General features: G+C 74.9%; 20 protein-coding genes. 11 read left to right on the top strand and 9 right to left on the bottom strand.

The window, feature by feature from the left end:
* Positions 1-2 precede the first annotated feature (2 nt).
* The gene (locus tag ACH4B3_RS07490; protein WP_398461806.1) at positions 3-1,463 is read left to right on the top strand and encodes a PLP-dependent aminotransferase family protein; all 1,461 of its coding nucleotides are present in this window, start codon (positions 3-5) and stop codon (positions 1,461-1,463) included.
* A gap of 99 nt (positions 1,464-1,562) precedes the next feature.
* Here the strand turns inward: ACH4B3_RS07490 and ACH4B3_RS07485 are convergent, their stop codons facing one another.
* Positions 1,563-2,141, bottom strand: coding sequence for a helix-turn-helix domain-containing protein (locus ACH4B3_RS07485; RefSeq protein WP_398462310.1), 579 nt, complete (start codon positions 2,139-2,141; stop codon positions 1,563-1,565).
* Between the two features lie 103 nt (positions 2,142-2,244).
* On the opposite strand from ACH4B3_RS07485, the gene ACH4B3_RS07480 reads away from it, so the two are divergent.
* Positions 2,245-3,666, top strand: coding sequence for an MFS transporter (locus ACH4B3_RS07480; protein WP_398461805.1), 1,422 nt, complete (start codon positions 2,245-2,247; stop codon positions 3,664-3,666).
* Between the two features lie 127 nt (positions 3,667-3,793).
* Here ACH4B3_RS07480 and ACH4B3_RS07475 read toward each other — a convergent pair whose 3' ends face one another.
* The 3 genes from ACH4B3_RS07475 to ACH4B3_RS07465 form a co-directional block, all read right to left on the bottom strand.
* Positions 3,794-5,035 (bottom strand): SAV2148 family HEPN domain-containing protein, encoded by a 1,242-nt coding sequence (locus tag ACH4B3_RS07475; RefSeq protein ID WP_398461804.1) that lies wholly within the window; start codon positions 5,033-5,035, stop codon positions 3,794-3,796.
* Positions 5,036-5,123: 88 nt separating this feature from the next.
* Positions 5,124-6,479, bottom strand: coding sequence for a copper amine oxidase (locus tag ACH4B3_RS07470; RefSeq protein ID WP_398461803.1), 1,356 nt, complete (start codon positions 6,477-6,479; stop codon positions 5,124-5,126).
* An 85-nt stretch (positions 6,480-6,564) separates the two neighbouring features.
* The gene (locus ACH4B3_RS07465) at positions 6,565-7,368 is read right to left on the bottom strand and encodes a Tat pathway signal sequence domain protein (protein ID WP_398461802.1); all 804 of its coding nucleotides are present in this window, start codon (positions 7,366-7,368) and stop codon (positions 6,565-6,567) included.
* Positions 7,369-7,608: 240 nt separating this feature from the next.
* Here ACH4B3_RS07465 and glgX point away from each other — a divergent pair, with 240 nt between their 5' ends.
* The 4 genes from glgX to ACH4B3_RS07445 all read left to right on the top strand — a co-directional run bounded on the left by glgX (position 7,609) and on the right by ACH4B3_RS07445 (position 14,253).
* Positions 7,609-9,738: a glycogen debranching protein GlgX gene (gene glgX, locus ACH4B3_RS07460; protein WP_398461801.1), complete on the top strand. Its 2,130-nt coding sequence runs from the start codon at positions 7,609-7,611 to the stop codon at positions 9,736-9,738.
* A 501-nt stretch (positions 9,739-10,239) separates the two neighbouring features.
* Entirely contained in the window at positions 10,240-12,804 is a 2,565-nt protein-coding gene (treY, locus tag ACH4B3_RS07455) for a malto-oligosyltrehalose synthase (protein WP_398461800.1), read from the top strand.
* Positions 12,805-12,941: 137 nt separating this feature from the next.
* On the top strand, positions 12,942-13,853 hold the full coding sequence (locus tag ACH4B3_RS07450; RefSeq protein ID WP_398461799.1) for a sigma-70 family RNA polymerase sigma factor: 912 nt from the start codon (positions 12,942-12,944) through the stop codon (positions 13,851-13,853).
* A gap of 130 nt (positions 13,854-13,983) precedes the next feature.
* Complete coding sequence (locus ACH4B3_RS07445; RefSeq protein WP_398461798.1) at positions 13,984-14,253, top strand: hypothetical protein; 270 nt, start codon at positions 13,984-13,986, stop codon at positions 14,251-14,253.
* 54 nt (positions 14,254-14,307) lie between these two features.
* Here ACH4B3_RS07445 and ACH4B3_RS07440 read toward each other — a convergent pair whose 3' ends face one another.
* Complete coding sequence (locus ACH4B3_RS07440) at positions 14,308-15,207, bottom strand: LysR family transcriptional regulator (protein WP_398461797.1); 900 nt, start codon at positions 15,205-15,207, stop codon at positions 14,308-14,310.
* Positions 15,208-15,317: 110 nt separating this feature from the next.
* On the opposite strand from ACH4B3_RS07440, the gene lpdA reads away from it, so the two are divergent.
* From lpdA to ACH4B3_RS07420, 4 genes are all read left to right on the top strand, one after another.
* Positions 15,318-16,787 carry a dihydrolipoyl dehydrogenase gene (lpdA, locus tag ACH4B3_RS07435; RefSeq protein WP_398461796.1) on the top strand — a complete coding sequence of 490 codons (1,470 nt, stop codon included), beginning with the start codon at positions 15,318-15,320 and terminating at the stop codon, positions 16,785-16,787.
* Between the two features lie 244 nt (positions 16,788-17,031).
* The gene (locus ACH4B3_RS07430; RefSeq protein ID WP_398461795.1) at positions 17,032-17,940 is read left to right on the top strand and encodes a GNAT family N-acetyltransferase; all 909 of its coding nucleotides are present in this window, start codon (positions 17,032-17,034) and stop codon (positions 17,938-17,940) included.
* 145 nt (positions 17,941-18,085) lie between these two features.
* Positions 18,086-19,876, top strand: a complete 1,791-nt coding sequence (treZ, locus tag ACH4B3_RS07425) for a malto-oligosyltrehalose trehalohydrolase (RefSeq protein WP_398461794.1) — start codon at positions 18,086-18,088, stop codon at positions 19,874-19,876.
* A 78-nt stretch (positions 19,877-19,954) separates the two neighbouring features.
* On the top strand, positions 19,955-20,248 hold the full coding sequence (locus ACH4B3_RS07420; RefSeq protein ID WP_398461793.1) for a hypothetical protein: 294 nt from the start codon (positions 19,955-19,957) through the stop codon (positions 20,246-20,248).
* Between the two features lie 78 nt (positions 20,249-20,326).
* On the opposite strand, the gene msrB is transcribed toward ACH4B3_RS07420, so the two are convergent.
* The 4 genes from msrB to ACH4B3_RS07400 form a co-directional block, all read right to left on the bottom strand.
* The gene (gene msrB, locus ACH4B3_RS07415) at positions 20,327-20,734 is read right to left on the bottom strand and encodes a peptide-methionine (R)-S-oxide reductase MsrB (protein ID WP_398461792.1); all 408 of its coding nucleotides are present in this window, start codon (positions 20,732-20,734) and stop codon (positions 20,327-20,329) included.
* A 14-nt stretch (positions 20,735-20,748) separates the two neighbouring features.
* Positions 20,749-22,167 carry a UDP-N-acetylmuramate--L-alanine ligase gene (gene murC, locus ACH4B3_RS07410; RefSeq protein ID WP_398461791.1) on the bottom strand — a complete coding sequence of 473 codons (1,419 nt, stop codon included), beginning with the start codon at positions 22,165-22,167 and terminating at the stop codon, positions 20,749-20,751.
* 249 nt (positions 22,168-22,416) lie between these two features.
* Complete coding sequence (locus ACH4B3_RS07405) at positions 22,417-22,893, bottom strand: indole-3-glycerol phosphate synthase (protein WP_398462309.1); 477 nt, start codon at positions 22,891-22,893, stop codon at positions 22,417-22,419.
* Positions 22,894-23,034: 141 nt separating this feature from the next.
* Positions 23,035-23,823, bottom strand: a complete 789-nt coding sequence (locus tag ACH4B3_RS07400) for a pyrimidine reductase family protein (protein WP_398461790.1) — start codon at positions 23,821-23,823, stop codon at positions 23,035-23,037.
* Between the two features lie 68 nt (positions 23,824-23,891).
* Here ACH4B3_RS07400 and zapE point away from each other — a divergent pair, with 68 nt between their 5' ends.
* Entirely contained in the window at positions 23,892-24,992 is a 1,101-nt protein-coding gene (zapE, locus tag ACH4B3_RS07395) for a cell division protein ZapE (RefSeq protein ID WP_398461789.1), read from the top strand.
* Positions 24,993-25,032 lie beyond the last annotated feature (40 nt).

Genomic DNA, 25,032 nt, shown 5'->3' with positions numbered 1-25,032 from the left:
CGATGGATCTGCACCTCACCCTCGACGGGCGCCGTGACCTGTCCGGCCAGATCTACCGCCGGTTGCGTACCGCGATCCACGACGGGCTGCTGCGCCCCGGCGAACGGCTGCCGCCGGCCCGGGAGCTGGCGGTCCGCCTCCAGGTGGCCCGCAACACCGTGGGAGTGGCCTACGAACGGCTCGCCGCCGAGGGCTACGTGGAGAGCCGGGTCGGGTCCGGCACGTTCGTGCGGTCGACCGGGGTGCCCGCCGGTGAGGCCGCGCCCCCGGCCCACCCCGAGGAATCCGGGCTGCGGCCGCGCGCCCTGTGGGCCCGGCTGTCGCCGTGGGCGGGGCCGGACGCCTTCGGGCCGACCGCGACGGCCCACGACTTCCGGGCCGGGCTGCCGGATGCCCGGCTCTTCCCGTACGACGCCTGGCGCCCGCTGGTCGCCCGGGAACTGCGGCCTTCGGCGGCCGGCACCGGCGGATACGGCGATCCGGCCGGCCACGCCGGGCTGCGCGCCGCGCTCGCCCGGCACCTCGGGGTCTCCCGTGCCGTCCGGGCCCGCCCGCAGGACGTCCTGGTGACCACCGGTACCCAGCAGGCCCTGGACCTCGTCGGGCGGGTGCTGCTCGAACCGGGCGACCGGGTGGCCGTCGAGGAGCCCGGCTACCCGCCGGCCCGGCTGGCGTTCCGGTCCCAGGGCGCCGAGGTCACCGGCGTGCCGGTGGACGAGGAGGGGCTGGTGGTCGACGCCCTGCCGCCGGACGCCCGCGCGGTCTACGTCACCCCCGCCCATCAGTTCCCGCTCGGCATGCCGATGTCCCTGCGGCGCAAGACGGCGCTGCTGCGGTGGGCGCGCCGGCACGGGGCGGCGGTGATCGAGGACGACTACGACAGCGAGTTCCGGTTCGGCGGGCGGCCGGTGGAGACGCTGCACAGCCTGGACCGGGCCGGACACGTCGTCTACGTCGGGTCGTTCTCCAAGGTGATGCTGCCCTCGCTGCGCGTCGGCTTCCTGGTCGCGCCCGCCGCGCTGCGGTCCGCGCTCCGGACCGCGAAGTACACCACCGACTGGCACACGCCGGTCCCGACCCAGGCGGCCCTCGCCCGCTTCGTCGACGACGGCCTGCTCGCCCGGCACATCCGCCGGATGCGGCACGTCTACGCGGCCCGCCACGAGACCCTCACCCGCGCGCTCGGCGGCCGCTTCGCCGGCCTGGTGCGGATGGTGCCCTCCTCCGCGGGGCTGCACCTGACCGGGTACACCCGGGACGGCCTCGCCGACCCCGGGGCGCTGGCGGAGCTGACCGGCCGGGCCCGGGCGTCGGGGGTGGCGGTGTACAGCCTGGCGGAGGTGGCGAGGAGCCGGGCCGCCCGCCCGGGTCTGGTCTTCGGCTACGGCTCGATCGGCGAGCGGGACATCGAGCCGGGCCTGCACCGCCTGCTGGGGCCCGCCGCTGCCCGGCGCGGGGCGTGATCACCGGCCGGGCGGAGCGCGGGCACCCGGCGGCCGGTGCCCGCCGCGGCCTCCCGCCGGGGACGCCCCCGGTGCCCGCCGCGGCCGGACCGGAGCAGGTCAGGACGGCGCCGACGGGCCGGTGCGGACCACGGCCTGATCGCCGCGGGGGCCGAACAGGTGCAGGATCTCCACGGCTTCGGTGCCCGCGGGGCCGAACCAGTGCGGTTCGGTGGTGTCGAACTCGGCGACCTCGCCCGGCCGGATGGTGAACTCGCGTTCCCCGAGGATGAGCCGGAGCCGGCCGGCGAGCACATAGAGCCACTCGTAGCCGGCGTGGGTCACGAGTCGGGGTTCGCGGTGCGCGAGCACCTGCTTGAAGACCTGGACCCGCCCCGGGTACTGCGTCAGCGGCACCAGCACGCTGCCCCGCTCCCTGCGGTGGGGTTTCAGGTGGACGCGCGGGTCGCCGGTGGCAGGGGCCGCCACCAGCTGGTCCAGCGCGACGCGGTGCGCACGCGCCAGCGGGATGAGCAGGTCGAGCGTCGGGCGCCGCTTGCCCGACTCCAGCCGCGACAGGGTGCTCACCGAGATCCCGGTGTCCTCCGCGAGCGACTCCAGGGTGAGTCCCCGGTCGCGCCGCAGCGTTCGCAGCCGTGGCCCGATGCCGTCGAGCAGTTCCGCGAGTCCGGTGTCCATGGGCTCCATGCGGACCATTTTGCGGTTTCCGCAAAACACCTGGGCCGGCGCCCTCGGCTGTTCCGAGCATGGGCGGCAGACGATCCCCGACGGAGGTGGGCCCATGACCACGACCGAGACGACCGCCCCGCCCGCGCTGAGCGCGCGCCGCCGCTGGACGGTCCTGGCCGTCTGCGCGCTGAGCATGTTCCTCATCGGCCTGGACACCACCATCGTCAACGTGGGCCTGCCGGTGATCGGCAGCGGCCTGGGCGTGGGCACCCGCGGCCTGGAGTGGGTGGTGGACGCCTACACGGTGGTGCTGGCCAGCCTGCTCATCGCCTCCGGCGCCCTCGCCGACCGCTTCGGCAGACGCCGGGTCTTCCGGTGCGGACTGGTCGTCTTCGGCGTGGCGTCGCTCGCCTGCGCGCTCGCCCCGTCGGTCGGGGTCCTCGTCGCGGCGCGCGCGGCGCAGGGCGTCGGGGCCTCGATGCTGAGTCCGGTGGCCCTGGCCATCGTGGTGAACGCGATGCCCGACCCACGGGAGCGGGCCCGGGCCATCGGCGTGTGGGCTGCGGTGTTCGGCCTCAGCATGGCGGCGGGCCCGGTCACCGGCGGGGCGCTCATCGCGGCCTTCGGCTGGCGTTCGGTGTTCTGGATCAACGTACCGGTCATCGCCGCCGCCCTGGTGCTGGTCGCGGTGTTCGTGCCGGAGTCCCGCGGGCCGCGCGCCCGGCGGCTCGATCTGCCCGGCCAGGCACTCCTCACGGTGGTCCTGTGCGTCTCGGTCGGTGTCCTCATCGAAGGCCCCCGCGTCGGTTGGGCCTCCCCCTGGGCCATCGCCGGCTACCTGGTGATCGCGGCCGCGACGGCCGGGTTCGTCCGGGCCGAACTGCGCCGCGAGGAGCCCCTGACGGACCTCGCGCTCTTCCGGCGCCCGGTCTTCGGCACGGCGGTGCTGGGCGCCGTCGCGGTGTTCGCCGCGCTGAACGTGAGTCTGCTGCTCACCACGTTCCACCTCCAGCACGCGCGCGACTGGACGCCGCTCCAGGCGGGGGCGGCCACCCTGCCGATGGCGCTCGGGGCCACCCTGTGCGCGCCGTGGTCCGGCAGCCTGGTGGGGCGCCTGGGGCCCCGCCCTCCGCTCCTCCTCGCGGGCGGGTTCACCACCGCGGGCGGTCTGTTGATGGTGGGCCTGGGCGGGGACCCCGGCGTCCCGCCGCTGTCGGCCGCCCATCTGCTCCTCGGTATCGGATTCGGCTTCGCCAACGCACCGATCACCGACACCGCGGTCAGCGGTCTGCCGCCGTCCCGGGCCGGGGTGGCCGGGGCGATCACCTCCACCGCGCGCCAGGTCGGTTCGGCGATCGGCATCGCCGTCGCGGGGGGCCTGGTCGCGGGCGTCGGCCCGGCCGGCCTGGCCGCCGCGTCCCGCCCCGGGTGGCTGGTGGTGACCGGCTGCGGGCTGTTCCTCCTCCTGGTGGCCCGGGCCTCCCGGACGGCGGCCCCGGAGCCGCGGAAGGCGGGCTCGGCGGCCGGCGGTTGATCAGCCGCGTCCGGCCCGGTCGCGAACGGCCGGCGCGGCCGGGCCGGGCGGTACCGGCTCGCCGAACCGGCCGGCCCGCGCGCCGTACGCGCCGCGGCCGGGCCGGCTCGACGGAGCGAGGAGGGGCTCACGACACCGGCCGGGAGTCCGCCCAGACGCTCTCGAACTCCTCGCGGTAGATGCCGAACAGGCCGCCGTCGTCGTCGTGGTCGGCGCGGACCACGTCCCTCCCCCGGCCGCCGCCGCGCAGCACCAGCACCGGGGCCTCGATGCCGCGGGCCTTCCTCAGGTACGTCTGGACGACCGCGAGGCCGTCGTTGCCGTCGCCGTTGACCAGGTAGGCCGTGAAGCGCGGGGTCTCGTCGAAGACGTGGATCTCGAAGGCGCCGGGGTCCCGGAGCCGGGACCGCACCCGGCGCATGTGGAGGATGTTCATCTCCACGGAACGGCTCATCTCGCCTTTCTTCAGCCCCAGTTCGCGCTCCCGGCGGCGTACCGCGCTGCTGGCCGGGTTGAGGAAGAGCAGCCGGGCCCGGCAGCCGGACTCGGCGAGCCGGACCAGCCGGCGGCCGGAGTAGTTCTGGACGAGGAGGTTGAGTCCGATGCCCACCGCGTCCAGCCGGCGGGCGTTGCCGAACAGGTCTTCGACGGGCAGCTGGCGCTGGAGCCGCACCCGGTCGGAGTGGACCCCCACCACATCGGCGTACCGGTCGCCGACCAGGTCCTCGACGGCGTCTATCGGGAGCCGGTCGGTGGACGGTCCGGCCGAGCCGCCGCCGAGGATGGCCAGCAGCCGGGCGGAGGCCCGCTCGGCCTGGGCGAGGACGGCCTGGGACAGCGCGCGGTTGCGGGAGACGACGTTGCGGGTCACCTCCAGCTCGTCCAGGGCCAGTTCCAGGTCGCGGCGGTCGTCCAGGTACGGCTCGAAGCAGGGCCAGTGCTGCACCACGAGTTCGCGCAGCTGGGGCAGGGTGAGGAAGCTGAGGACGTTGTCGTCGGCGGGGTCGAGCAGATATCCCTTGCGCCGGCTCACCTCCCGTACCGCGACGGCCCGTTGCACCCACTCCTGGCCGGCCGGGCCGGCGGCCGCGACCACCCAGTCGTCGCCGTGCACCGGCTCGTAGACGGGCCGGAGCACGGCGGCGACGACGGCGCGCAGCCGCTGCTCCACGAGGTTCAGCCAGATGTAGGCGCGTCCGGCCCGGCGGGCCCGGGTGTGCACCTCGGTCCAGGCCTCCGCGTCCCAGTCCAGCTCCGCGCCGATTTCCACCGGCCGCGCCAGGGACACGGCGCCGGGTGGCGTGTCGGTGGCGCCGTCACCCCCGGGACCCGGGTCACCAGGGGGCAGCTCCAACCCGCCCGAACTCACCTTGCACCGCCTTCCGCCCCCGTCCAACGATCACCGCAGACTACTGCGCGGGCGGAGGCGGTGCATCACGATCGATCGAGCTGTCGGGTCAACGCTCCTCTTCGGTATGGCCGTTGTGTGAGGACAGTTCGGCGGGCGTGAGCGGATTCATAGCGGTGACGTCCCGCGGCGCGAGCTGGAATCCCTGCCAGTGCACCGGCATCGGTTCCTGGTCCTCGTCCCGGGCGATGTGGTGGAACCCGATGTTGACCCAGACCACGGGGTGCTTGAGGGTCTGTCCGTTGACCCACTTGTCGACGCTCTTGCCGCCGTTCGGGCCGCAGTTGCGGATGTTGTGGCTGGCGAACTGCTCGCACTTCTTGTACTCGGTGAAGTACACGTCGTGCTTGGTGTAGGCGCGGCCCTGGAACTTGGTGGTGTGGCCGGGCACGATCTCGTACGAGCGGGGGTGGCCGTCCTTGTTCTTGCCCTTGTTGGACACCACCCGCCACCAGCGGGCGCCCACCGCGTCCCCGGCGAGCTCCTTGGTGACCTTGGTGCGGGTGGTCTTGGTCTTGGGCAGCTGGCCGGACGCCTGGGTGGTCTTGGAGTCGTACTGCTCGATGCGGCTCTCGGGGGAGCCGTCGAGGCCGAAGTTGAGCCGCCAGAAGACGTTGTGGCTGTGGCTGGTGGCGTAGTCCTTGGCGCCCTTGCCGATGGGCCAGCCGCGGCCGTCGCCCGCGTCGTAGTCCATCGGGGAGAGGGTGCCGGTGGCGCCGACCTGCATGGTCATGGTGCCGTCGCCGGAGAATCGCCACTCGGTGATGTACTCGTACCAGCCGACCTGGTTGACCGTGTAGATCAGCAGGTCCTTGCCCTGGGACTGGAAGACCTTGCCGGGGCGTTCGCCGGCCATCCGGTAGGCGTGGCCGCGGGCCCGGGTGGTGGTGCACAGGCCCTTGACGTTGGGGTGGTCGGGGTCCCAGGCGCCGGGGACCTTGACGGTCTTGATGGTGCCGCCGGGGCACTCGGCCGGGTCCAGCTGCTGGAGTCCCTGGGCGAAGCCCTGCCCGGTCAGGTCGTCGTACTCCACGTTCCCGTCGTCGTAGGGGACGTGGATCTGGGCGAGCTTGGCGGTGGTCAGCACCTTGATCGGGTTGCGCTCGCCCTTGGGCTGGTAGGAGATGTCGTCCAGCACCAGTCCGGCGTTGGACTCGTAGTGCCAGCACATCCGCCAGACGGTGCCGCCTTCCAGCTTCTGTTCGATCCGGTAGGCGCTGCCGCAGGCCGGGGCGGGCGCCGGGGCCTTGCGGGCGAGGGTCTGGGCGGGGGTCTGGGTCCGGGAGGTGGCCTGGGCGGGGCCGGCGGCGACGGCCGCCGTGCCCAGCAGCACCGCGGCACCGACGGCGGCCGCGGCGCGCCGCCGGGCGGGTCGGGGCGGCTGGTGGTCTCGCATGACACGCATCGTGGGGCTCCTGTACGGAACGTGGCGCACCCCGGACGCATCCGGATGCGTACGGGTGTGCGAAGTGAAGGGTGACGGGGAGGCGTCAGCCGAGCCGGGCGACCGACCGGTCACTGAGATCGATCACCAGTTGCCGGGTGTCGATCCAGGGGCCGTTGACGACCCGGGTGAAGAGCCGCACGCAGCGGTGCTCACCGCACTCGGCGAGCCGCTCGGGGCCGGGGTTCTCCTCGTCCACGCGGTAGACGAAACCGGTGACGGTCAGCTGTTCGGGCCCGGTCAGCTTCCTTCCGGTGGCGTCCAGGAAGTCCTTCCGCAGGCCCTCGCCCAGCGGGTCGGCGATCACCAGCCGGGCGGCCTCGCGCACCTCGTCCCCGCTGGGCGGCGGCTGCACGCCGCGCTGGGTGTCGGTCCGCTCGACCTTCCCGGAGTCCAGGTCGACGGTCCTGGTGATGTAGGTGTCGTCCTCGTAGTCGTAGTACCGCACCTCGGCGCGCCGGGGCGGGTCGGCCGCGGTGGCCTCCTCGGGAGACAGCTCCGCGAGGTCGGCGGCGAGCTCCTGCGGCCCGGGCTTGCCGTGGACGTCCTCCCCGCTGTCGCGGAAGGTGCGGGTGAGGGCGATCCGCTCGGCCCGCTCCAGCTCGTCCTCGGTCAGCGGGTCCCGCCCGGCGCCCTCGGCGCCCTCCCGCGGCGCGGACTCCACCACGGCGGGGCGTCCGGTCCGGTCGTCCTGCTCGGCTGCGCTCCCCCGGGCCGCGGTCCGTTCGGTCCCGGTGTCCCCCGACGCGCCCCCCGGCAGCGTCACGGCGACCATCACCGCGGTGGCCGTCGCCGCCACGGCGGCACCGGCCACGGCTTTCCCCAGGTGACGGCGGTTCACTATGCGCACACTTACCCCCAATCCCCCCGTGCACGAAATCAGACCGCACACCGGGAGGTTCGTGACATCCGGCGTACGGGGTCACCCGGTAGGACGAACCCATGTGGTCGTAGGTTGCCTCCCTTCTGAGGAAGATCCGGTGAAAGCGGCCCTACCGGGCACCAGTTGGGTGACGATGCCCGTTCGCCCGGGCCCGAGGGCCCCTACGCGTCCTCGCGGCGCACGGAGAAGAAGTGGAAGAGTCGACGCATGCAGGTCTGGCCGGGACAGGCTTATCCCCTCGGCGCCACGTACGACGGCGCCGGAACCAACTTCGCGGTGTTCTCCGAGGCCGCCGAGCGGATCGAGTTGTGCCTGCTGCACGACGACGGGTCCGAGACGGCGGTGGAGCTGCGCGAGAACGACGCCTTCGTACGCCACGCCTACCTGCCGGGCATCATGCCCGGTCAGCGGTACGGCTTCCGGGTGCACGGCCCGTACGAGCCGGAGAACGGGCACCGGTGCAACTCCGCGAAGCTCCTCCTGGACCCCTACGCCAAAGCCGTCAGCGGGCGGATCGCCTGGGGTGAGGAGGTGTACGGCTACCACTTCGAGCGGCCGGACCGGCGGAACGACCTCGACTCCGCCCCGCACACGATGGCGTCCGTCGTGGTGAACCCGTATTTCGACTGGGGCGACGACCGCCCGCCGCGGACCGACTACCACCGCACGGTCATCTACGAGGCCCACGTCAAGGGCCTGACGATGCTGCACCCCCGGCTGCCGGAGGAGCTGCGCGGCACCTATGCCGCGCTCGCCCACCCCGCGATCATCGAACACCTGACGGAGCTGGGCGTCACCACCCTGGAGCTGATGCCGGTCCACCAGTTCGTGCACGACCACCGGCTGGTCGACGCGGGCCTGGCCAACTACTGGGGTTACAACACCATCGGCTTCTTCGCCCCGCACAACGCCTACGCCTCCTGGGGCGACCGGGGCCAGCAGGTGCTGGAGTTCAAGTCCGCGGTCCGGGCGCTGCACCAGGCGGGCATCGAGGTCATCCTGGACGTGGTCTACAACCACACCGCGGAGGGGAACCACCTGGGGCCGACGCTCTCCTTCCGGGGCCTGGACAACTCCTCGTACTACCGGCTCACCGAGGATCCCCGGTACTACATGGACACCACCGGCACCGGGAACTCGCTGCTGATGCGGAGCCCGCACGTACTCCAGCTGATCATGGACTCGCTGCGGTACTGGGCCACGGAGATGCGGGTGGACGGCTTCCGCTTCGATCTGGCGGCCACCCTGGCGCGCCAGTTCCACGAGGTGGACCGGCTGTCGTCGTTCTTCGACCTGGTGCAGCAGGACCCGGTGGTCAGCCAGGTGAAGCTGATCGCGGAGCCCTGGGACGTCGGCGAGGGCGGCTACCAGGTGGGCAACTTCCCGCCGCTGTGGACCGAGTGGAACGGCAAGTTCCGGGACACCGTGCGGGATCTGTGGCGCGGTGAGCCCCGGACGCTGGCGGAGTTCGCCTCCCGGCTGACCGGCTCCTCCGACCTGTACCAGGGCGACGGGCGGCGCCCGCTGGCCTCGGTCAACTTCGTCACCTGCCACGACGGCTTCACCCTGCGCGACCTGGTCAGCTACGACAAGAAGCACAACGAGGCGAACGGCGAGGACAACCACGACGGGGAGAGCTACAACCGGTCCTGGAACTGCGGGGCGGAGGGCGAGACGGACGACCCCGCCGTGCTGGCGCTGCGCGAGCGGCAGATGCGGAACTTCATCGCCACCCTGATGCTGTCGCAGGGCGTGCCCATGCTCAGCCACGGCGACGAGTTCGCCCGCACCCAGGGCGGCAACAACAACGCCTACTGCCAGGACAGCGAACTGTCCTGGGTGCACTGGCCGGACCCCACCGACGAGGCGGACGCCCCGGCGATGGAGCTGCTGCGCTTCACCCGCTCGCTGATCTGGCTCCGCCGCGACCACCCGGTCTTCCGGCGCCGCCGCTTCTTCCACGGCCGCCCGGTGGAGGGCACCCACGACGAGCTGTCCGACATCGCGTGGTTCACCCCGGAGGGTGAGGAGATGCGGCAGCGGGACTGGCAGGCGGCGCACGCCAAGTCGCTGACCGTCTTCCTCAACGGCAGCGCCATCTCCGAGCCCGGACCGCGCGGGGAGCGGATCACCGACGACTCCTTCCTGCTGCTGTTCAACGCGCACCACGAGCCGCTGGACTTCACGGTGCCGGTCGACCACGGCCGGCAGTGGCAGGTCATCGTCGACACGGCGCTGCCCACCGGGGTGGAGCCGGGCAGCGGGAAGAAGGTCGGCGCCGGCGACCGGCTGACCCTGCCGGACCGCAGCCTGACGGTGCTGCAGCGGCCCGCCTGACCCGGCCGCCGGCCCCACCGCGGGGTGGCACCGGGGGCGCGCCGGTCGCACCCGGGTGGCCGGCGCGGCGCCCGGGCCGCCGCCGGGCTGCGGGCCGGCGGCGCGGGCACGCAGGCAGCCGGCGCGGTGGCGAAGGCCGCGGCCGGCGCGCCGCCGCCCGGCCTGGCCCGGCCCGGCCAGCCCTGGCCCGGCCTGACCCCGCCGACCCGGCCCGGCCCGGCCCGCACCGGGCATCGGGCCCAGCCGGTACACGGCGGTGTGCCGCCGGCCGGGGAAGGACACCAGGGAAGCGGCCGTCCGGTGGGCCGTGGGCACCTGGCGGCGGTGCCGAGGACGGTGGCCCGTCCGGTGAGGGCGGGCAACCGGCGTCCGGACCCGCCGACAGCGGCCGACGGATGAGGGTGCGCGGCCGGCGGGCGGAGCCGGCCCGGTGCCCGCATCCGGGTGCATGCGGTCACGGGACGAACCTGACGGCCACCGGTTGTGGGTACGTACATCGGTATGACGCCCGATCGCACCGACCCCACCGCCATGGACCGGCACCGGGCTCCGCACGCCGCCGCCCCGGACGTCCCGGACGCTCCCCCCGCCGGGCGTCCGGACCCGCCGACGGCCACCTACCGGCTGCAGCTCCAGCCCGACTTCCCGTTCGCCGCCGCGCGGGCGGCCGTCCCCCGGCTCGCCGCACTCGGCGTCTCCCACCTGCATCTCTCCCCCGTGCTGGAGGCCGTGCCCGGCTCCACCCACGGCTACGACGTGGTCGACCACGCGGTGGTCCGCGGCGAGCTGGGCGGCGAGGAGGGGCTGCGGGAGCTGGCCGCCACCGCCCACGCGCACGGCCTCGGCCTGGTCGTCGACGTGGTGCCCAACCACATGGCGGTGCCCGCCCCCGAACGGCTCAACCGGCCGCTGTGGGAGGTGCTGCGGGACGGCCCCGGCTCCCGGTACGCCCGCTGGTTCGACATCGACTGGAGCCGGCACGGCGGCAAGGTGCTGCTGCCGGTGCTCGGCGGCCCGGTCGGTGACGAACTCAAGCACCTGACCGTGGCGCGCGGCACCCTCCGCTACCACGACCACGTCTTCCCGCTGCGCCCCGGCAGCGAGGACCGGCCGCTGCCGGAGCTGCTGGACGCCCAGTGGTACCGGCTGGGGTGGTGGCGGCTGGCCCGGACCGAGCTCAACTACCGGCGGTTCTTCACCATCTCCGGGCTCATCGCGGTGCGGGTGGAGGATCCGGAGGTCTTCGCCGCCTCGCACGCCAAACTGCTGGAACTGGTCCGCGACGGGGTGATCGACGGACTGCGGGTGGACCATCCGGACGGGCTGGCCGACCCCCGCGGCTACCTGCGCCACCTGCACCGCGCCACCGGCGGCCGGTGGACCGTGGTGGAGAAGATCCTCGCCCGCGACGAACCGCTGCCCGGCGACTGGCCGGTGGCCGGCACCACCGGCTACGACGCGCTGCACCGCGTCGACGGCCTGTTCCTCGACCCGGACGGGCTGGCCGGGCTCACCCGCGCCTACCGCGACTTCGCCGCCCCGGCCGCGGACCTCGGCGGCGAGTGGCCCGCCACGGTGCGCCGGTCCGCCCGGCAGGTCGTCACGGAGGACCTGGCCGCCGAGGTGGACCGGCTGGTGCGGTGCGCGGCCCGGATCTGCGGCGCCGAGCCGCGGCTGCGGGACCACGCCCCGTGGGCGCTGCGCACCGCGATCCGGGAACTGCTGGTGCGGCTGCCGGTCTACCGCCCGTACACGGCGGCGGGCCGCCCCGCCACGGCGGGCGACACCGCGATGCTCGCCGCGGCGGCCCGCGGCGCGCGGACCGCGTTCGCGGTGCGGGAGGAGGGCCGGGCGGTCGACACGGTGCGGGACGCGGTGCTCGGCCGGCTCGGCGACGGCCCGGACCACCGCGAGTTCTGCGCCCGGTTCGCGCAGACCGCCGCCGCGCTGCGGGCCAAGTCCGTGGAGGACTCCGCCTTCTACCGCTACGCCCCGCTGCTGTCGGCCGCCGAGGTGGGCGGCGACCCCGGACGACCGGCGGTGACGCCCGCGGAGTTCCACGCCTACTGCGCCGCGCTGCGGCGTGACCGGCCGCTCACCGGCACCGTGCTGACCACCCACGACACCAAGCGCAGCGCGGACGTCCGGGCCCGGCTGGCGGTGCTGACGGAGCTTCCGCAGCGGTGGCACCGGCTGCTCACCGCCGCCACCGAGGCCGTCCGGGCGGCCGGGGCGGAGGCGCCGGACGCCCAGCTGGCCTGGACGGCGTGGCAGACCGCGCTGGGGCTCGGGCCGGCGGAGACGGTCCCGGAGCGGCTGGTCCCGGCCGTCCTGAAGGCGGTGCGGGAGGCGGGCCTGCGCACCACCTGGACCGAGCCGGACACGGAGTACGAGGACGCGGTGGCGGCGTTCCTCGCCGCGGGCCCGTGCGGGGCGCACGGGGTGGCCGGTCCGGCCTTCGCCGGCTTCGAGCGGGTCCTGGCCGCCCCGGCGCGGGCCAATGTGCTGGGCGCGGCCCTGCTGCACCTCACCATGCCGGGTGTGCCGGACGTGTACATGGGCACCGAAGCGCCGTACCTGGCGCTGGTCGACCCGGACAACCGGCGCCCGCCGCGGTTCCGGCCGGTGCCGGAGCCGCCGGGGGGCGATGGGTCCGGGGACCCGGGCCCGGGCGGCGGGCCGGCGGACGGCCCCCCGGGCGCCCCGCGGCCGGGATCCGTGACCGCCGAGAAGCTGCTGGTCACCACCGCGGCGCTGCGGCTGCGGCGGCGGCACCCGGAGTGGTTCGGGGCGGCCGGGTCGTACACCCCGGTCGAGGCCGAGGGCCCGGCCGCGGCGCACTGCGTGTCCTTCGTCCGTGCCGGCTCGGTGGTCACCGCGGTCACCCGGCTGTCGCTGCGGCTGGCGGAGGCGGGCGGCTGGGCCGGGACGGCGCTGCCGCTGCCGCCGGGCCGCTGGCGGGACCTGCTCACCGGCCGGCCCGCCGCGGGGCGCGCCCGGTTGCCGGTGCTGTTCGCGGACCTGCCGGTGGCGCTGCTGGTCCGGGACGACGACGCGGAGGGGTGACGGGGCTCCGGGCGGCGCCGCAGCGGACGCCGCCCGCGGCCCGGCCCGGAGAATTTCCGCCCGGAGGGACCCTCGGTCACATCGGCCCGGTGCCCGGGGTCAACTGTGGTGACCCCGGACGGAAGGAATGTGACGCGGTGGACGAGCAGGCATGGCTGGCGGAGGGCTTCGAGGAGCACCGGGCGCATCTGCGGGCGGTGGCCTACCGGATGCTCGGCTCGGTGAGCGAGGCCGACGACGCGCTCCAGGAGGCGTGGCTGCGGGTCAGCCGGGCCGGCGCCGGCGGGGTGGAGAACCTCGGCGGCTGGCTGACGACGGTGGTCTCCCGCGTCTGCCTGAACCTGCTGCGCTCCCGCCGGACGCGTCGTGAGGAGCCCCTCGACGCGCGGCTGCCCGACGCGCCCACCGGTGCGGAGGACGGATGCGACCCGGAGCAGGAGGCGCTGCTGGCCGACTCGGTCGGGGTGGCCCTGCTGGTGGTGCTGGACACGCTGGCGCCGGCCGAGCGGCTCGCCTTCGTGCTGCACGACCTGTTCGCCATGCCGTTCGACGAGATCGGCCCGATGATCGAGCGGTCCCCGGCCGCGGCCCGGCAGCTGGCGAGCCGCGCCCGCCGCCGGGTCCGGGGCAACGCCCCGGCGCCGGACGCCGGTCCGGCCCCCGCCCGGACCTCGGCCGGCGGGACTCCGGTGCGCCGGGTGGTGGAAGCCTTCCTGGCGGCCACCCGCGGCGGGGACTTCGACGCGCTGGTCGCCCTGCTCCACCCGGACGTGGTCCTGCGAGCCGACCCGGCGGTCGTGCCGACCCCCGAGCCCGTCGTCGTACGGGGCGCGGAACCGGTGGCGCGGGGCGCGATGGCCGCCATGGGCCGGGCCCGGTTCACCGGCCCGGCCCTGATCGACGGCGCGGTGGGCCTGGCCATGGCGGCTCGCGGACGGCTCGCGCTGGTGCTCACCTTCACCGTCGTGGCGGACCGGATCACCGGGATCGAGGTGATCGCGGAACCGGATCGCCTGCGCGCCCTGGACATCTGCGTGGCCGGCGGCTGACCGGACCGCGCCGCGCGCCGCCCCGGACCCCGGCGCGGCGCGCGGCCGGGGTGCCCCGGCTCCCGGTCGGCGGCGAGCAACGGATGCGCCGGCCGGCGGCGGGGACCCGGAGGGCCTGCGCCGGCTCGCCGTGCTCATGGCCGAGGTGGTCGCGGCACCCGCCCGGCTCCGCGCCGAGTACGAGCTGTACCTGCCGGCCGCCCGCCGCCCCGAACTGTGCGCCGCGACCCGGGACCGGCCGGCCGCGCTCGCGGAAATCGCCCGTCGGTACACCGGTTCGCCGGCGCGGGTCCGCCTCCTGGCAGGCGTCGTCGACGGGATGCTGCTCCAGGCGCTGCTGACGGACGAGCCGCCCACGGCGGAGCGGTACGAGGCCGCGCTGCGCGGGGTACCGGGCTGACCGGCGGCGCCCCGGCGGTGCGGGACGCCGCGCACCGCCGCGCCGGACGCGGCGTCAGCCCGCGCCCGGCCCCCTACCGGAAGCCGGGGCCGGGGCCGGGGCCGGCTGGGCCGCCCTCAGCAGGTCCACGAACGCGGCGGCGGCGCCGGTCAGCTCGACCCGGGAGAACGCCGTCAGCTCGCGCCGCCAGGGCGGGTCGATCGGGACCCTGGCGCAGTCCACCCCGGCCGCCACGTTCACCGGGGTGGCGACGATGCCCGCGCCCGCGGCGGCCAGCCGTACGGCGGTGGAACTGTGCTCGGTCCACACCGCGGTGCGCGGCGCGAACCCCGCCTTGCCGCACACCCAGTCCAGCCACAGCCGCCCCTCCACCACCGGCTCCATCGCGCAACGCACCCACTCGCGGTCCGCCAGTTCGGGCAGGCGGACCACGTCCCGGCCCGCCAGCGGGTCGTCGGCCGGCATGACCAGCACGATCTCCTCCATACCGAGCGGCACCACCGGCCCCCGCCAGTCGGCCGGCCGGGGGCCGATCGCCAGGTCGGCCACCCCGCGCTCCATCCGCTCGCACAGCTCGTCGGTGGTGGCGTACTCGTGCACGACCAGGGAGACGCCGGGGTGCCGGCGCCGCCAGCGGGCGCCCACCTCCGGCAGCACGCCGATCGCTATGGCGTGCACCGACGCCAGGTGCAGTTCGCCGCCCTCGGCGCCGGCCGCCGCACGGGCCGCGCGCCGGGCCTGCCCGGCGCTGCGCACGGCGAGTTCGGCGTGCGGCAGGAAGGCCCGGCCCATCGGGGTGAGTCCCACCCCGCGCGGCAGCCGCTCCAGCAGCGCCCCGCCCACCTGCCGCTCCAGCGCCTTGATCTGGTGCGAGAGCGCGGACTGGGACACGTTCAGCACATCGGCCGCGCGGGTGAAGGACGCCTGCTCCACCACCGTCACGAGGTACTCCATCTGCCGCAGGCTCACCGTGGCTTCACCGCCCCCTCCTCATGCACAGAACTCATGGGAACCATAGAAACATTGCCTTGGACTCATCGGCCGGGACGGCGGACGCTGGATCCATGCATGAGACAGACGTCATCGTCATCGGCGGCGGCACCGGGGGATACAGCACCGCCCTGCGCGCCGCCGCCCTGGGGCTGGAAGTCGTCCTCGCCGAGCGGGACCTGGTCGGCGGCACCTGCCTGCACCGGGGGTGCATCCCGAGCAAGGCGATGCTGCACGCGGCCGAACTGGTCGACGGGATCACCGAGGCCCGCGAGCGGTGGGGCGTCAAGGCGACCGTGGACTCGGTCGACTGGCCGGCCCTGACCGCCACCCGGGACGACATCGTGGCCCGCAACCACCGCGGGGTGGAGGGCCATCTGGCGCACGCCGGGGTGCGGGTGCTGCGCGGTACGGCCACCCTGACCGGCCCCCGCTCGGTCCGGGTGACGGCCACCGCGCCGGCGGGCGGCCCGGCCCCGGAAAGCCGGGAAGACCGGGTAGACCGGGTAGACCGGGTAGACCGGCAGGAGTGGACCGCGCGGCGCGGCATCGTGCTCGCCACCGGTTCCCGCCCGCGCGTCCTGCCGGGCCTGGAGCCGGACGGGCGGCAGGTGGTGACCAGTGACGACGCGCTGTTCGCGCCCGGCCTGCCGGACTCCGTGCTGGTGCTCGGCGGCGGCGCGATCGGCGTGGAGTACGCCTCGCTGCACCGCTCGCTGGGCGCCCGGGTCACCCTGGTGGAGGCCGCGGACCGGCTGCTGCCGCTGGAGGACGCGGACGTCAGCCGGCACCTGACGCGCGGCCTGAAGAAGCGCGGCGTCGAGGTGCTGACCGGGGCCCGGCTGGAGAGCGCCGGGCGCGCCGCGGACGGCGTACGGGCCATCGTGCGCACCGCACGCGGGGAGACGCCGGAACTGCGGGCCGAGCGGCTGCTGGTCGCGGTCGGCCGCGCCCCGGTCACCGACGGCCTGGGCCTGGCGGCGGCCGGTCTGGCCACCGACCCGCGCGGCTTCGTGGCACCGGCGGACTGGACCCGTCTGGAGACCGCCGTACCGGGCATCCACGTGGTGGGCGACCTGCTGCCGCCGCCGTCCCCCGGGCTGGCGCACGCCTCGTTCGCCGAGGGGATGCTGGTGGCCGAGGTGCTGGCGGGCCACTCCCCGCGGCCGGTGGACTACGCCGCCGTGCCGCGCGTGACCTACTCCAGCCCGCAGACCGCCGCGGTGGGGCTGTCCGAGGCCGCGGCCCGGGACAGCGGCCGGAAGGTCGTGGTGAACACCATGCCGCTGACCGCGGTGGCCAAGGGCATGGTGCACGGACAGGGCGGCATGGTGAAGGTGGTGGCCGAACAGGATGGGCCGGTGCTCGGCGTCCACCTGGTCGGGCCGCACGTGTCGGAGATGATCGCCGAGAGCCAGTTGGTCGTCGGCTGGGACGCCGAACCCAGCGACGTGGCGCAGCACATCCACCCGCACCCGACCCTCTCCGAGGCGGTCGGCGAGGCGTTTCTGACCCTGGCCGGCCGGGGGCTGCACCAGCGGTAGCCGGCGGTGGTAGCGACGTCCCCCGGTGATTCCCGTGACCCCCGGTGCCCCCGGGCACGCCGGAAACCGCTGGACACGGGGGCGTTGGCGCCTCTACCGTGCCGGAGACGCCCTGGAGAACCGGAAGGAGGGGAGAGCGATGAGCACCCTGTGTGTCACCCCATTGCCGCGCTCCCGCCCTGTCCACCGGGCGTTCCCCCGCTGATCCGGGAGCGCATCCGCTTCCGGAAGGAATCTCCTCACCATGACCGAACCGGTCATCCGCGCGCTCACCGAGAACGACGCGCACCTGTTCACCACCCTGCCCGACCCCGGCCTGGTCGGCCGTGCCCGCTTCGGCCATGTCTACGCCACCGTCGCCGAGGGCGGTGAGTACCGCCCCGAATGGACCTGGGTGGCACTGCGCGGCGGCCGGGTGGTGGCCCGGGCCGCCTGGTGGGGCGGCCCGGACGACACCGAGCCCAAGGCACTGGACTGGTTCGACTTCGCCGACGGCGAGGCGGACGCGGCCGTGCGGCTGCTGCGGTCCGCCCCGCTGTCCGCCGAGTACAGCCTGCTGGTGCCGCCCGGCTGGCGGGCGGACCCGGTGGTCCGGGCGGCCGTGCGAGCCCGGACCGACGCCGTGCTGGCGGCCGGGATGCGGCCGCTGGTGGAGCGCTACCGCTACGAGTGGACCCCCGAGGACGGGCTGCCGACGCGCCCCGGGCGGCTGGAGTTCCGGGCCGAGCCGGACGACACCGTGTTCGAGGACGTGCTGCGCCGCGTCCTGGTCGGCACACTCGACGCACACGACCGCAAAACCCTCGCGGCCGAGGGGGTGGCGGCCACGGTGGCGGAGAACATGGAGTTCTTCCGCTGGCTGCCGTCGCCCCGCGAGTGGTGGCGGCTGGCCCACACCCCGGCGGGTGAACTGGTCGGTCTCCACATACCGGCCCGCAACCCGACCGGTCCGTGCGTCGGCTTCATCGGCGTGGTGCCCGAGCAGCGCGGCCACGGCTACGCCTACGACCTGCTGGCGGAGTGCACCCACGACCTGGTCGGGTACGGGGCCACCCGGATCATCGCCGCCACCGACCGCGGCAACGCGCCGATGGCGGCGAACTTCGCCAAGGCCGGCTATCCGGTCGCCCAGGAGAAGCTCGACTTCGTCTGAGGGGGCGCGCCGGGGAGCACGGCGCACACCGGTGCGCCGCCGCCAGCCCGCTGACGGCCCGCCACGCCCTGGTGCGCGCCCGGCCCGTGTCCCTCAGCATGGTGGGGGACACGGGCCGTCGGGCGAGGTGGTGAAGGAGTCGCCGGTGCTGTTCGAGGTGTGGGCGCCGAACGCCGCGCAGGTCACGCTCCTGGTGGACGGCCACGACCGGCCGATGGCCCGCGCCCCCGGGCGGGCCGGCTGGTGGCACGCCGAGGAACCCGCCGGCCCGGGCACCCGCTACGGATTCTCCCTGGACGGCGGCCCACCGCTGCCCGACCCGCGCTCCCGCCGCCAGCCGGACGGCCCGGACGGGCTGAGCGCGGTGCCGGACCCGGCCGTCTTCCGGGGGGAGGGGCAGTGGACCGGCCGCCCGCTGCCGGGCGCGGTCCTCTACGAGCTGCACACCGGCACCTTCACCCCGGAGGGCACCTTCGACGCCGCCGCCGGGCGGCTGGCGCACCTGGCCCGGCTGGGCGTGACCCACGTTCAGCTGATGCCGGTCTGCCCCTTCCCGGGCCGGCACGGCTGGGGCTACGACGGGGTCGCGCCGTGGGCCGTCCACGAACCGTACGGCGGGCCGGCGGGGCTGGCGCGGTTCGTGGACGCCGCGCACCGGCACGGGCTGGGCGTGGTGCTGGACGTGGTCCACAACCACCTGGGCCCGTCCGGGAACCACCTCCCGGCCTTCGGCCCGTACTTCACCGACACCCACCACACGCCCTGGGGGGCGGCGGTCAACCTGGACGCGCCCGGCTCGGACGAGGTACGGGCCTACTTCATCGGCAGCGCCCTGGCCTGGCTCCGCGACTACCGGATCGACGGACTGCGGCTGGACGCGGTGCACGCGCTGTGCGACACCCGCGCCGAGCACTTCCTCGCCGAACTCTCCGCGGCGGTGGACCGGCTGGCCGCGCACACCGGCCGCCCGCTGTTCCTCATCGCCGAGTCCGACCGGAACGACCCGGCCACCGTCACCCCGCGGGAGGCGGGGGGCCTGGGCCTGCACGCCCAGTGGAACGACGACTTCCACCACGCCCTGCACACCGCGCTGACCGGGGAGTCGGCGGGCTACTACGCGGACTTCGCCGCCGACCCGACCGCTGCCCTGGCCACCACGCTGACCCGCGGTTTCTTCCACGACGGCGGGTACTCCTCGTTCCGCGGCCGGTCGCACGGCAGGCCGCTGGACCCCCGCACCACCCCCGCGGACCGGCTGCTGGGCTACGCCCAGACGCACGACCAGGTGGGCAACCGGGCGCTCGGCGACCGGCTGTCCGTGAACTGCTCCCAGGGGCTGCTGGCCTGCGCGGCGGCGCTGGTGCTGTGCGCGCCGTTCACCCCGATGCTGTTCATGGGCGAGGAGTGGGGGGCGGGCACCCCCTGGCAGTACTTCACCGACCACACCGACCCGCAGCTGGCGGAGGCGGTGCGCCGCGGGCGGCGCCGCGAGTTCGCCGCCCACGGCTGGGCGGCGGCGGAGGTGCCGGACCCGCAGGACCCGGCCACCCGCGACCGGTCCTGCCTGGACTGGACGGAGCCGGAACGGCCGCCGCACGCGGAGCTGCTGGACTGGTACCGGCGGCTGATCGCGCTGCGCCGCGCGGAGCCCGCGCTGTCCGATCCGCGCTGGGAGTACGGCGCGCTCACCGCCCGGCCGGACGGGGTGCTGCACTTCCGGCGCGGCCCGTGCCACGTCGCGGTCAACCTGGGCGGCCGGCCCGCCGAGGTGCGGCTGGGTCCCGGCGCCGGACGCGCCGGGGTGGTCGCCGCCTGGCGGCCGGTCGGGCCGCCGGACCCCACCGGGGTGCTGGTGCTCCCCGCGGAGACCGCGGCGGTGCTGCGCGACCCGGGAGCCGGTGGTGTTGCGGCGCAGGGGGACCCGGAGGGACGCTGAGAGGGGTGGCGCGATCGCGTGAGCGCGTGCGCGGACCGGGCACCGGCGCGGTGGCTCCCCCTTCGAGGAGTGAGGGCGATGCGGATGCTGCTCACCGCACGTATGGACACCCGCACGGCGAACGAGGCCATCAAGACCGGTGCGCTGCCCCAGGCCATCCAGGGAGCCGTCGACCAGTTGCAGCCGGAAGCGGTCTACTTCACCAGCGTCGGCGGCCGGCGGGCCGGGCTGTTCTTCTTCGACATGCAGGACCCCTCGCAGATCCCCGCGATCTGCGAGCCGTTCTTCATGGAGCTGGACGCCGACGTGGAGATCAAGCCGGTGATGGACCTCGACGACCTGCGCAAGGGACTGGCGGCCCTGGAGGGCTGACGGACCCGGTGCACCCGGACGGGGGCGTACCGGGCCCGTCCCGTCCGGCCGGCCCCCGGCCGGACGGGGGTCGGCCGGTCAGCCCGCGTCCGGGGTGAGCCGCAGCGAGACGGAGTTGATGCAGTACCGCTGGTCGGTGGGGGTCGGATAGCCCTCGCCGGCGAACACGTGGCCCAGGTGGGAGCCGCAGCGGGCGCAGCGCACCTCGGTGCGCACCATGCCCATCGAGCGGTCCTCGATCAGCTCGACCGCGGCGGAGTCCTTGGGGTCGTAGAAGGACGGCCAGCCGCAGTGGCTCTCGAACTTGGTGTCGGAGCGGAACAGCTCGGCGCCGCAGGCCCGGCAGGAGTAGACCCCGGCGGTCCTGGTGTCGGTGTACTCACCGGTGAAGGGCCGCTCGGTGCCGGCCTCCCGGAGCACGTGGTACTCCTGCGGGGACAGTTCCGCGCGCCACTGCTCCTCCGGCTTGTCGATCTCGTACGCCATGCCCGAAGCCCTCCTCAGCTCTCGGTGGTCCGGAGGCGGGCGAGGATACGCGGACCGAGGTCGGTCACGTCGCCCGCTCCCATGGTGAGAACGAGATCACCGGGCCGGGCCATTCCTGCGATCCGGTCGGCGACGGCGTCCATGTCGTGCTCGGCGGTCACCTCGGCGCCCGCCCGGGCCGCGGCGTCGATGATCAGGGCGCTGGTGACGCCCGGGATCGGGTCCTCGCGGGCCGGGTAGATGTCCAGGACCACGGAGGCGTCCGCGAGGGTGAGCGCTTCGCCCATCTCGATGCCGAGTTCCTGGGTGCGGCTGTACAGGTGCGGCTGGAAGACGACCAGCACCCGGCCCTGCCCGGCGCCGCCGCGGATGGCCTCCAGGTCAGCGGAGATCTCCGTGGGGTGGTGCGCGTAGGAGTCGATGACCTGCACCCCGGCCGCCACGCCCTTGAGCTGCAGGCGCCGCTTGACGCCGGTGTACGAGCCGAGGGCGGCGGCCAGCTCCCGGGCGGGGACGCCGAGGGCGGTGCCCGCGGCGAGGGCGGCCACGGCGTTGTGCGCGTAGTGGTTGCCGGGGACGGAGACGGTGAAGCCGAGCCGCCCCGCACCGTCCGGCAGCTCGACGGTGACCTCGCTGGTCAGGCCGTGCGGGACGACCTCCAGCACCCGCAGGTCGGCGTCCTCGGCGGTGCCGTAGGTGATCACCCGCAGCCGGTCGCGGCCCTTGAGGCGGGAGGTCAGCTCCCGGGCGCCGGGGTGGTCGGCGGAGATCACCAGGGTGCCGCCGGGCCGGACCCGTCCCACGAAGGTCTCGAAGGACTCGTGGATCTCCTCGATGGAGGCGTAGTTCGCGTGGTGGTCGAGTTCCACGTTGAGGATGATCGCGACCTCGGGCGCGTACTTGTGGAAGCTCCGGTCGCTCTCGTCGGCCTCGGCCACGAAGATCTCGCCGGCGCCGTGGTGGGCGTTGGAGCCCGGCGCGTCGAGGTCGCCGCCGATGGCGTAGGACGGCTCCAGGCCGAGGGTGGTCAGGGAGACCGCCAGCATCGAGGTGGTGGTGGTCTTGCCGTGGGTGCCGGCGACCGCGATCGGGCGGGCGTCGTCCATCAGCGCGGCGAGCGCGTCGGAGCGGTGGACGACCGGGACGCCGCGCTCCGCGGCGGCGGCGAGCTCCGGGTTGTCGGCGCGGATGGCGCTGGAGACGACCACGCAGCTGGCGTCCGCCGCGAGGTGCTCGGCGGCGTGCCCGAGGTGCACGGTCACGCCGAGGGCCCGCAGCGCCTCGGCGGTCGGGGAGTCCTTGGCGTCACTGCCGGCGACCCGGGCGCCACGCATGGCCAGGATCTTCGCGATGCCCGACATTCCGGCGCCGCCGATGCCGATGAAGTGCGGTCGGTCCATGGTGGACGGAACGGCGGTCGGAACGGCTGCCATATGCGGGGCTCCCCTGCTTCAACGTCTGCGTCGCGGGCTGGCCCGCGGCGCGGTTCTCGGCTGTCGGCGCCGATTCTCGCACTTCGCCGGGTGCGGCCCGGCACCGCGACGTCGGCGCGGTGGTGCCGGGGCCGGGCCCGGCCGCCGCCGGACCGGGCCGCGGGGAGGGGTCCGGTGCGGCAGGCGGGTCGGCGTCCGGGCCGGGCCGTCCCGGGACGGGCAGCGCCTTCCCGGGGCGGCGGGGTCCGGTCAGCCGCCGACCGTGGGCTGCCCCTCGTCGGCCGCGTGGGCGAAGAGTTTGAGCACCGGGACACCGACCTTGTGGCGGGCTCTGGAGGCCCAGTCGCGATGGAAGAACTCCTCCACGAAGTGCGGCGCGGTGAGCACGATGACCTCGTCCGCCCCGGTCTGGTCGACCACCGAGCGCAGCAGGTCCAGCGGGTGCCGCTCGACGACTTCGCCGATGGCCTCGCTGCCGGCCGCGCGCAGCGCGTTGAGCGAGTGGGTCAGCGCGCGCTGGGCGGGCAGCAGGGCCTCGTCGCCCTCCGGGACGTCGCCCTCCCGGACGGCGTCCTGCAGCTCGCCGAGTGCCACGTCGTCGATGGCGCGCAGGAGCCGGTCCTGGTCGCCGCGTGGCTGCATGAGGACGACGAACGAGATGGGGTCGTCGCCGTGCAGGCTGGTGACGAACTCCACGTCGACGGGCGTGAGGGGCTGCTCGATCATCAAAACGCTGGTGAACACGACGGACGCCCTTCTTCTCAGGGCCTGGGGCCCGGACAGAAACATCCTGCGCTTGCCCGCGTGGGCTCGCCATGATTCATGTCTGTTGATACAAGTCTGCCCGCCCGGAGCGAAGCGGAACGGTCAATTCCGCCGATCGTCGGATCGGCGGTACCGGGTGAAGAGGAACCCGGCCTCCTCCACGACGGAGGCCAGGCGGAACCGCTCGGGCTCGACGAGCACCGGACCGCTGGTGATCCGCGCCGCGTCCCCGGAGACCATCAGCGGCGCCAGGGACAGGCACAGCTCGTCCAGCGCCCCGGCGGCGGCGAACTGGCCCAGCAGCCTCGGGCCGCCCTCGGTCAGCAGCCGGGTGAAGCCGCGGGCCGCCAGCGCGGCCACCACCGCGGCCGGCTCCACCATGGCGCCGGACCCCGCCACCAGCACCTCGGCGCCCGCCGCCCGGGCCTCGGCGACCCGGTCCGCGGGGGCCTGCTCGCCGGTGAGCACCAGCGTGGGCACCAGCGGCTCGGTGAACAGCGGGGCCGTGAAGTCCAGGTCCAGGCTCGCGCTGACCACCGCGATCGCCGGCGCGGGCGGCTGGCCGGCCGCCGCCCGGCGGGCCGCGAACGCCTCCCGGGCGCGGGCCGGCCGGTAGCCCTCCTGGCGCACCGTCTGCGCACCCACCACGACCGCGTCGGCCAGCCCGCGCAGCACACCGAAGATCCGCATGTCCGCCGCGCTGGAGAGCGGCTGCGACCTACCCTGGTGGTGAGCGGCGCCGTCCAGCGCGGAGACCATGTTGGCGCGCAGCCAGCCGCCCGGGCACCCGGTCGGGTAGGCGTACGCGTCGGCCAGCTCCTCCAGGCTCCACTCGCGGTCCTCGGTCTCGGCGGGGGCGCTGCCGGCGGGCAGCGGGAAGAGTCGGCGCATAGGCCGCAGTGTGACATGCCTCGCTCACCGGACGGAGACCCTCCGAACACCGTCTAGGCTGGATAGCTGTGTCGACCACCAACACCGAGCCCCAGGGTCCGATAGCCGGCGCGACGGATGCCGGTGAGGGCCCCCTCGCGCTCACCGCCCGTGCCCCGCACGTACCCGCCGACCGGCTGGTCGCGGAGATGGTGCCGCCGCCGCGCTTCGGCACGGCGCGCTTCGACACCTACATCCCCGACCCCGACCAGCCCAGCCAGACCGACGCGGTCAAGGCGCTGGCCGACTTCGCCACCCGGCTGGGCGACGCCTCCCCGGGCACCGGGCGGAAGCGCTGGTTCCGGCGGGAGTCCCGGCCCGCGGCCGGCCCGCGCGGCGTCTACCTCGACGGCGGCTACGGCGTCGGCAAGACCCACCTGCTGGCCTCGCTCTGGCACGCCACCCCGGCGGCCCCGGAGCAGAAGGCCTTCGGCACCTTCGTGGAGCTGACGAACCTGGTCGGCGCGCTGGGCTTCCAGCAGACCGTGCGGACCCTCGGCGACCACCGGCTGCTGTGCATCGACGAGTTCGAGCTGGACGACCCGGGCGACACCGTCCTCGTCTCCAGCCTGCTGTCCAAGCTGGTCGAGTCCGGGGTGGCGCTCGCGGCGACCTCCAACACGCTGCCCGGCAAGCTCGGCGAGGGCCGGTTCGCCGCCGCCGACTTCCTCCGGGAGATCCAGGGCCTGTCCGCGCACTTCCGCACCCTGCGGATCGACGGCGAGGACTACCGCCACCGCGGGCTCCCCGAGGCCCCGCCGCCGCGCACCGACGAGCAGGTCACCGCCGTCGCGCACGGTGTCCCCGGCGCCTCGCTGGACCACTTCCCGGACCTGCTGGCCCACCTCTCCACGGTGCACCCCAGCCGCTACGGCGCGATGTGCGACGGCATCGAGGCGGTGTGCCTGACCGGGGTGGAGCCGGTGCCGGACCAGTCGACCGCGCTGCGGCTGGTGGTGCTGGCCGACCGGCTCTACGACCGCGAGGTGCCGGTGCTCGCCTCCGGGGTGCCGTTCGGTGACCTGTTCAGCGCGGAGATGCTCCAGGGCGGCTACCGGAAGAAGTACTTCCGCGCCATCTCCCGGCTCACCGCGCTGGCCCGGGACGCGAAACGGTTGATCGAACCGTAGCCTCCCGCGGTGCCGCGTGATACACCGTTGCGGGTCATAT

Source organism: Streptomyces sp. NPDC018031, from assembly GCF_044327625.1.
GTDB lineage: Bacteria > Actinomycetota > Actinomycetes > Streptomycetales > Streptomycetaceae > Streptomyces.
Note: the sequence above shows the minus strand (reverse complement) of the source record. Positions and strands in the feature narration are given on the sequence as shown.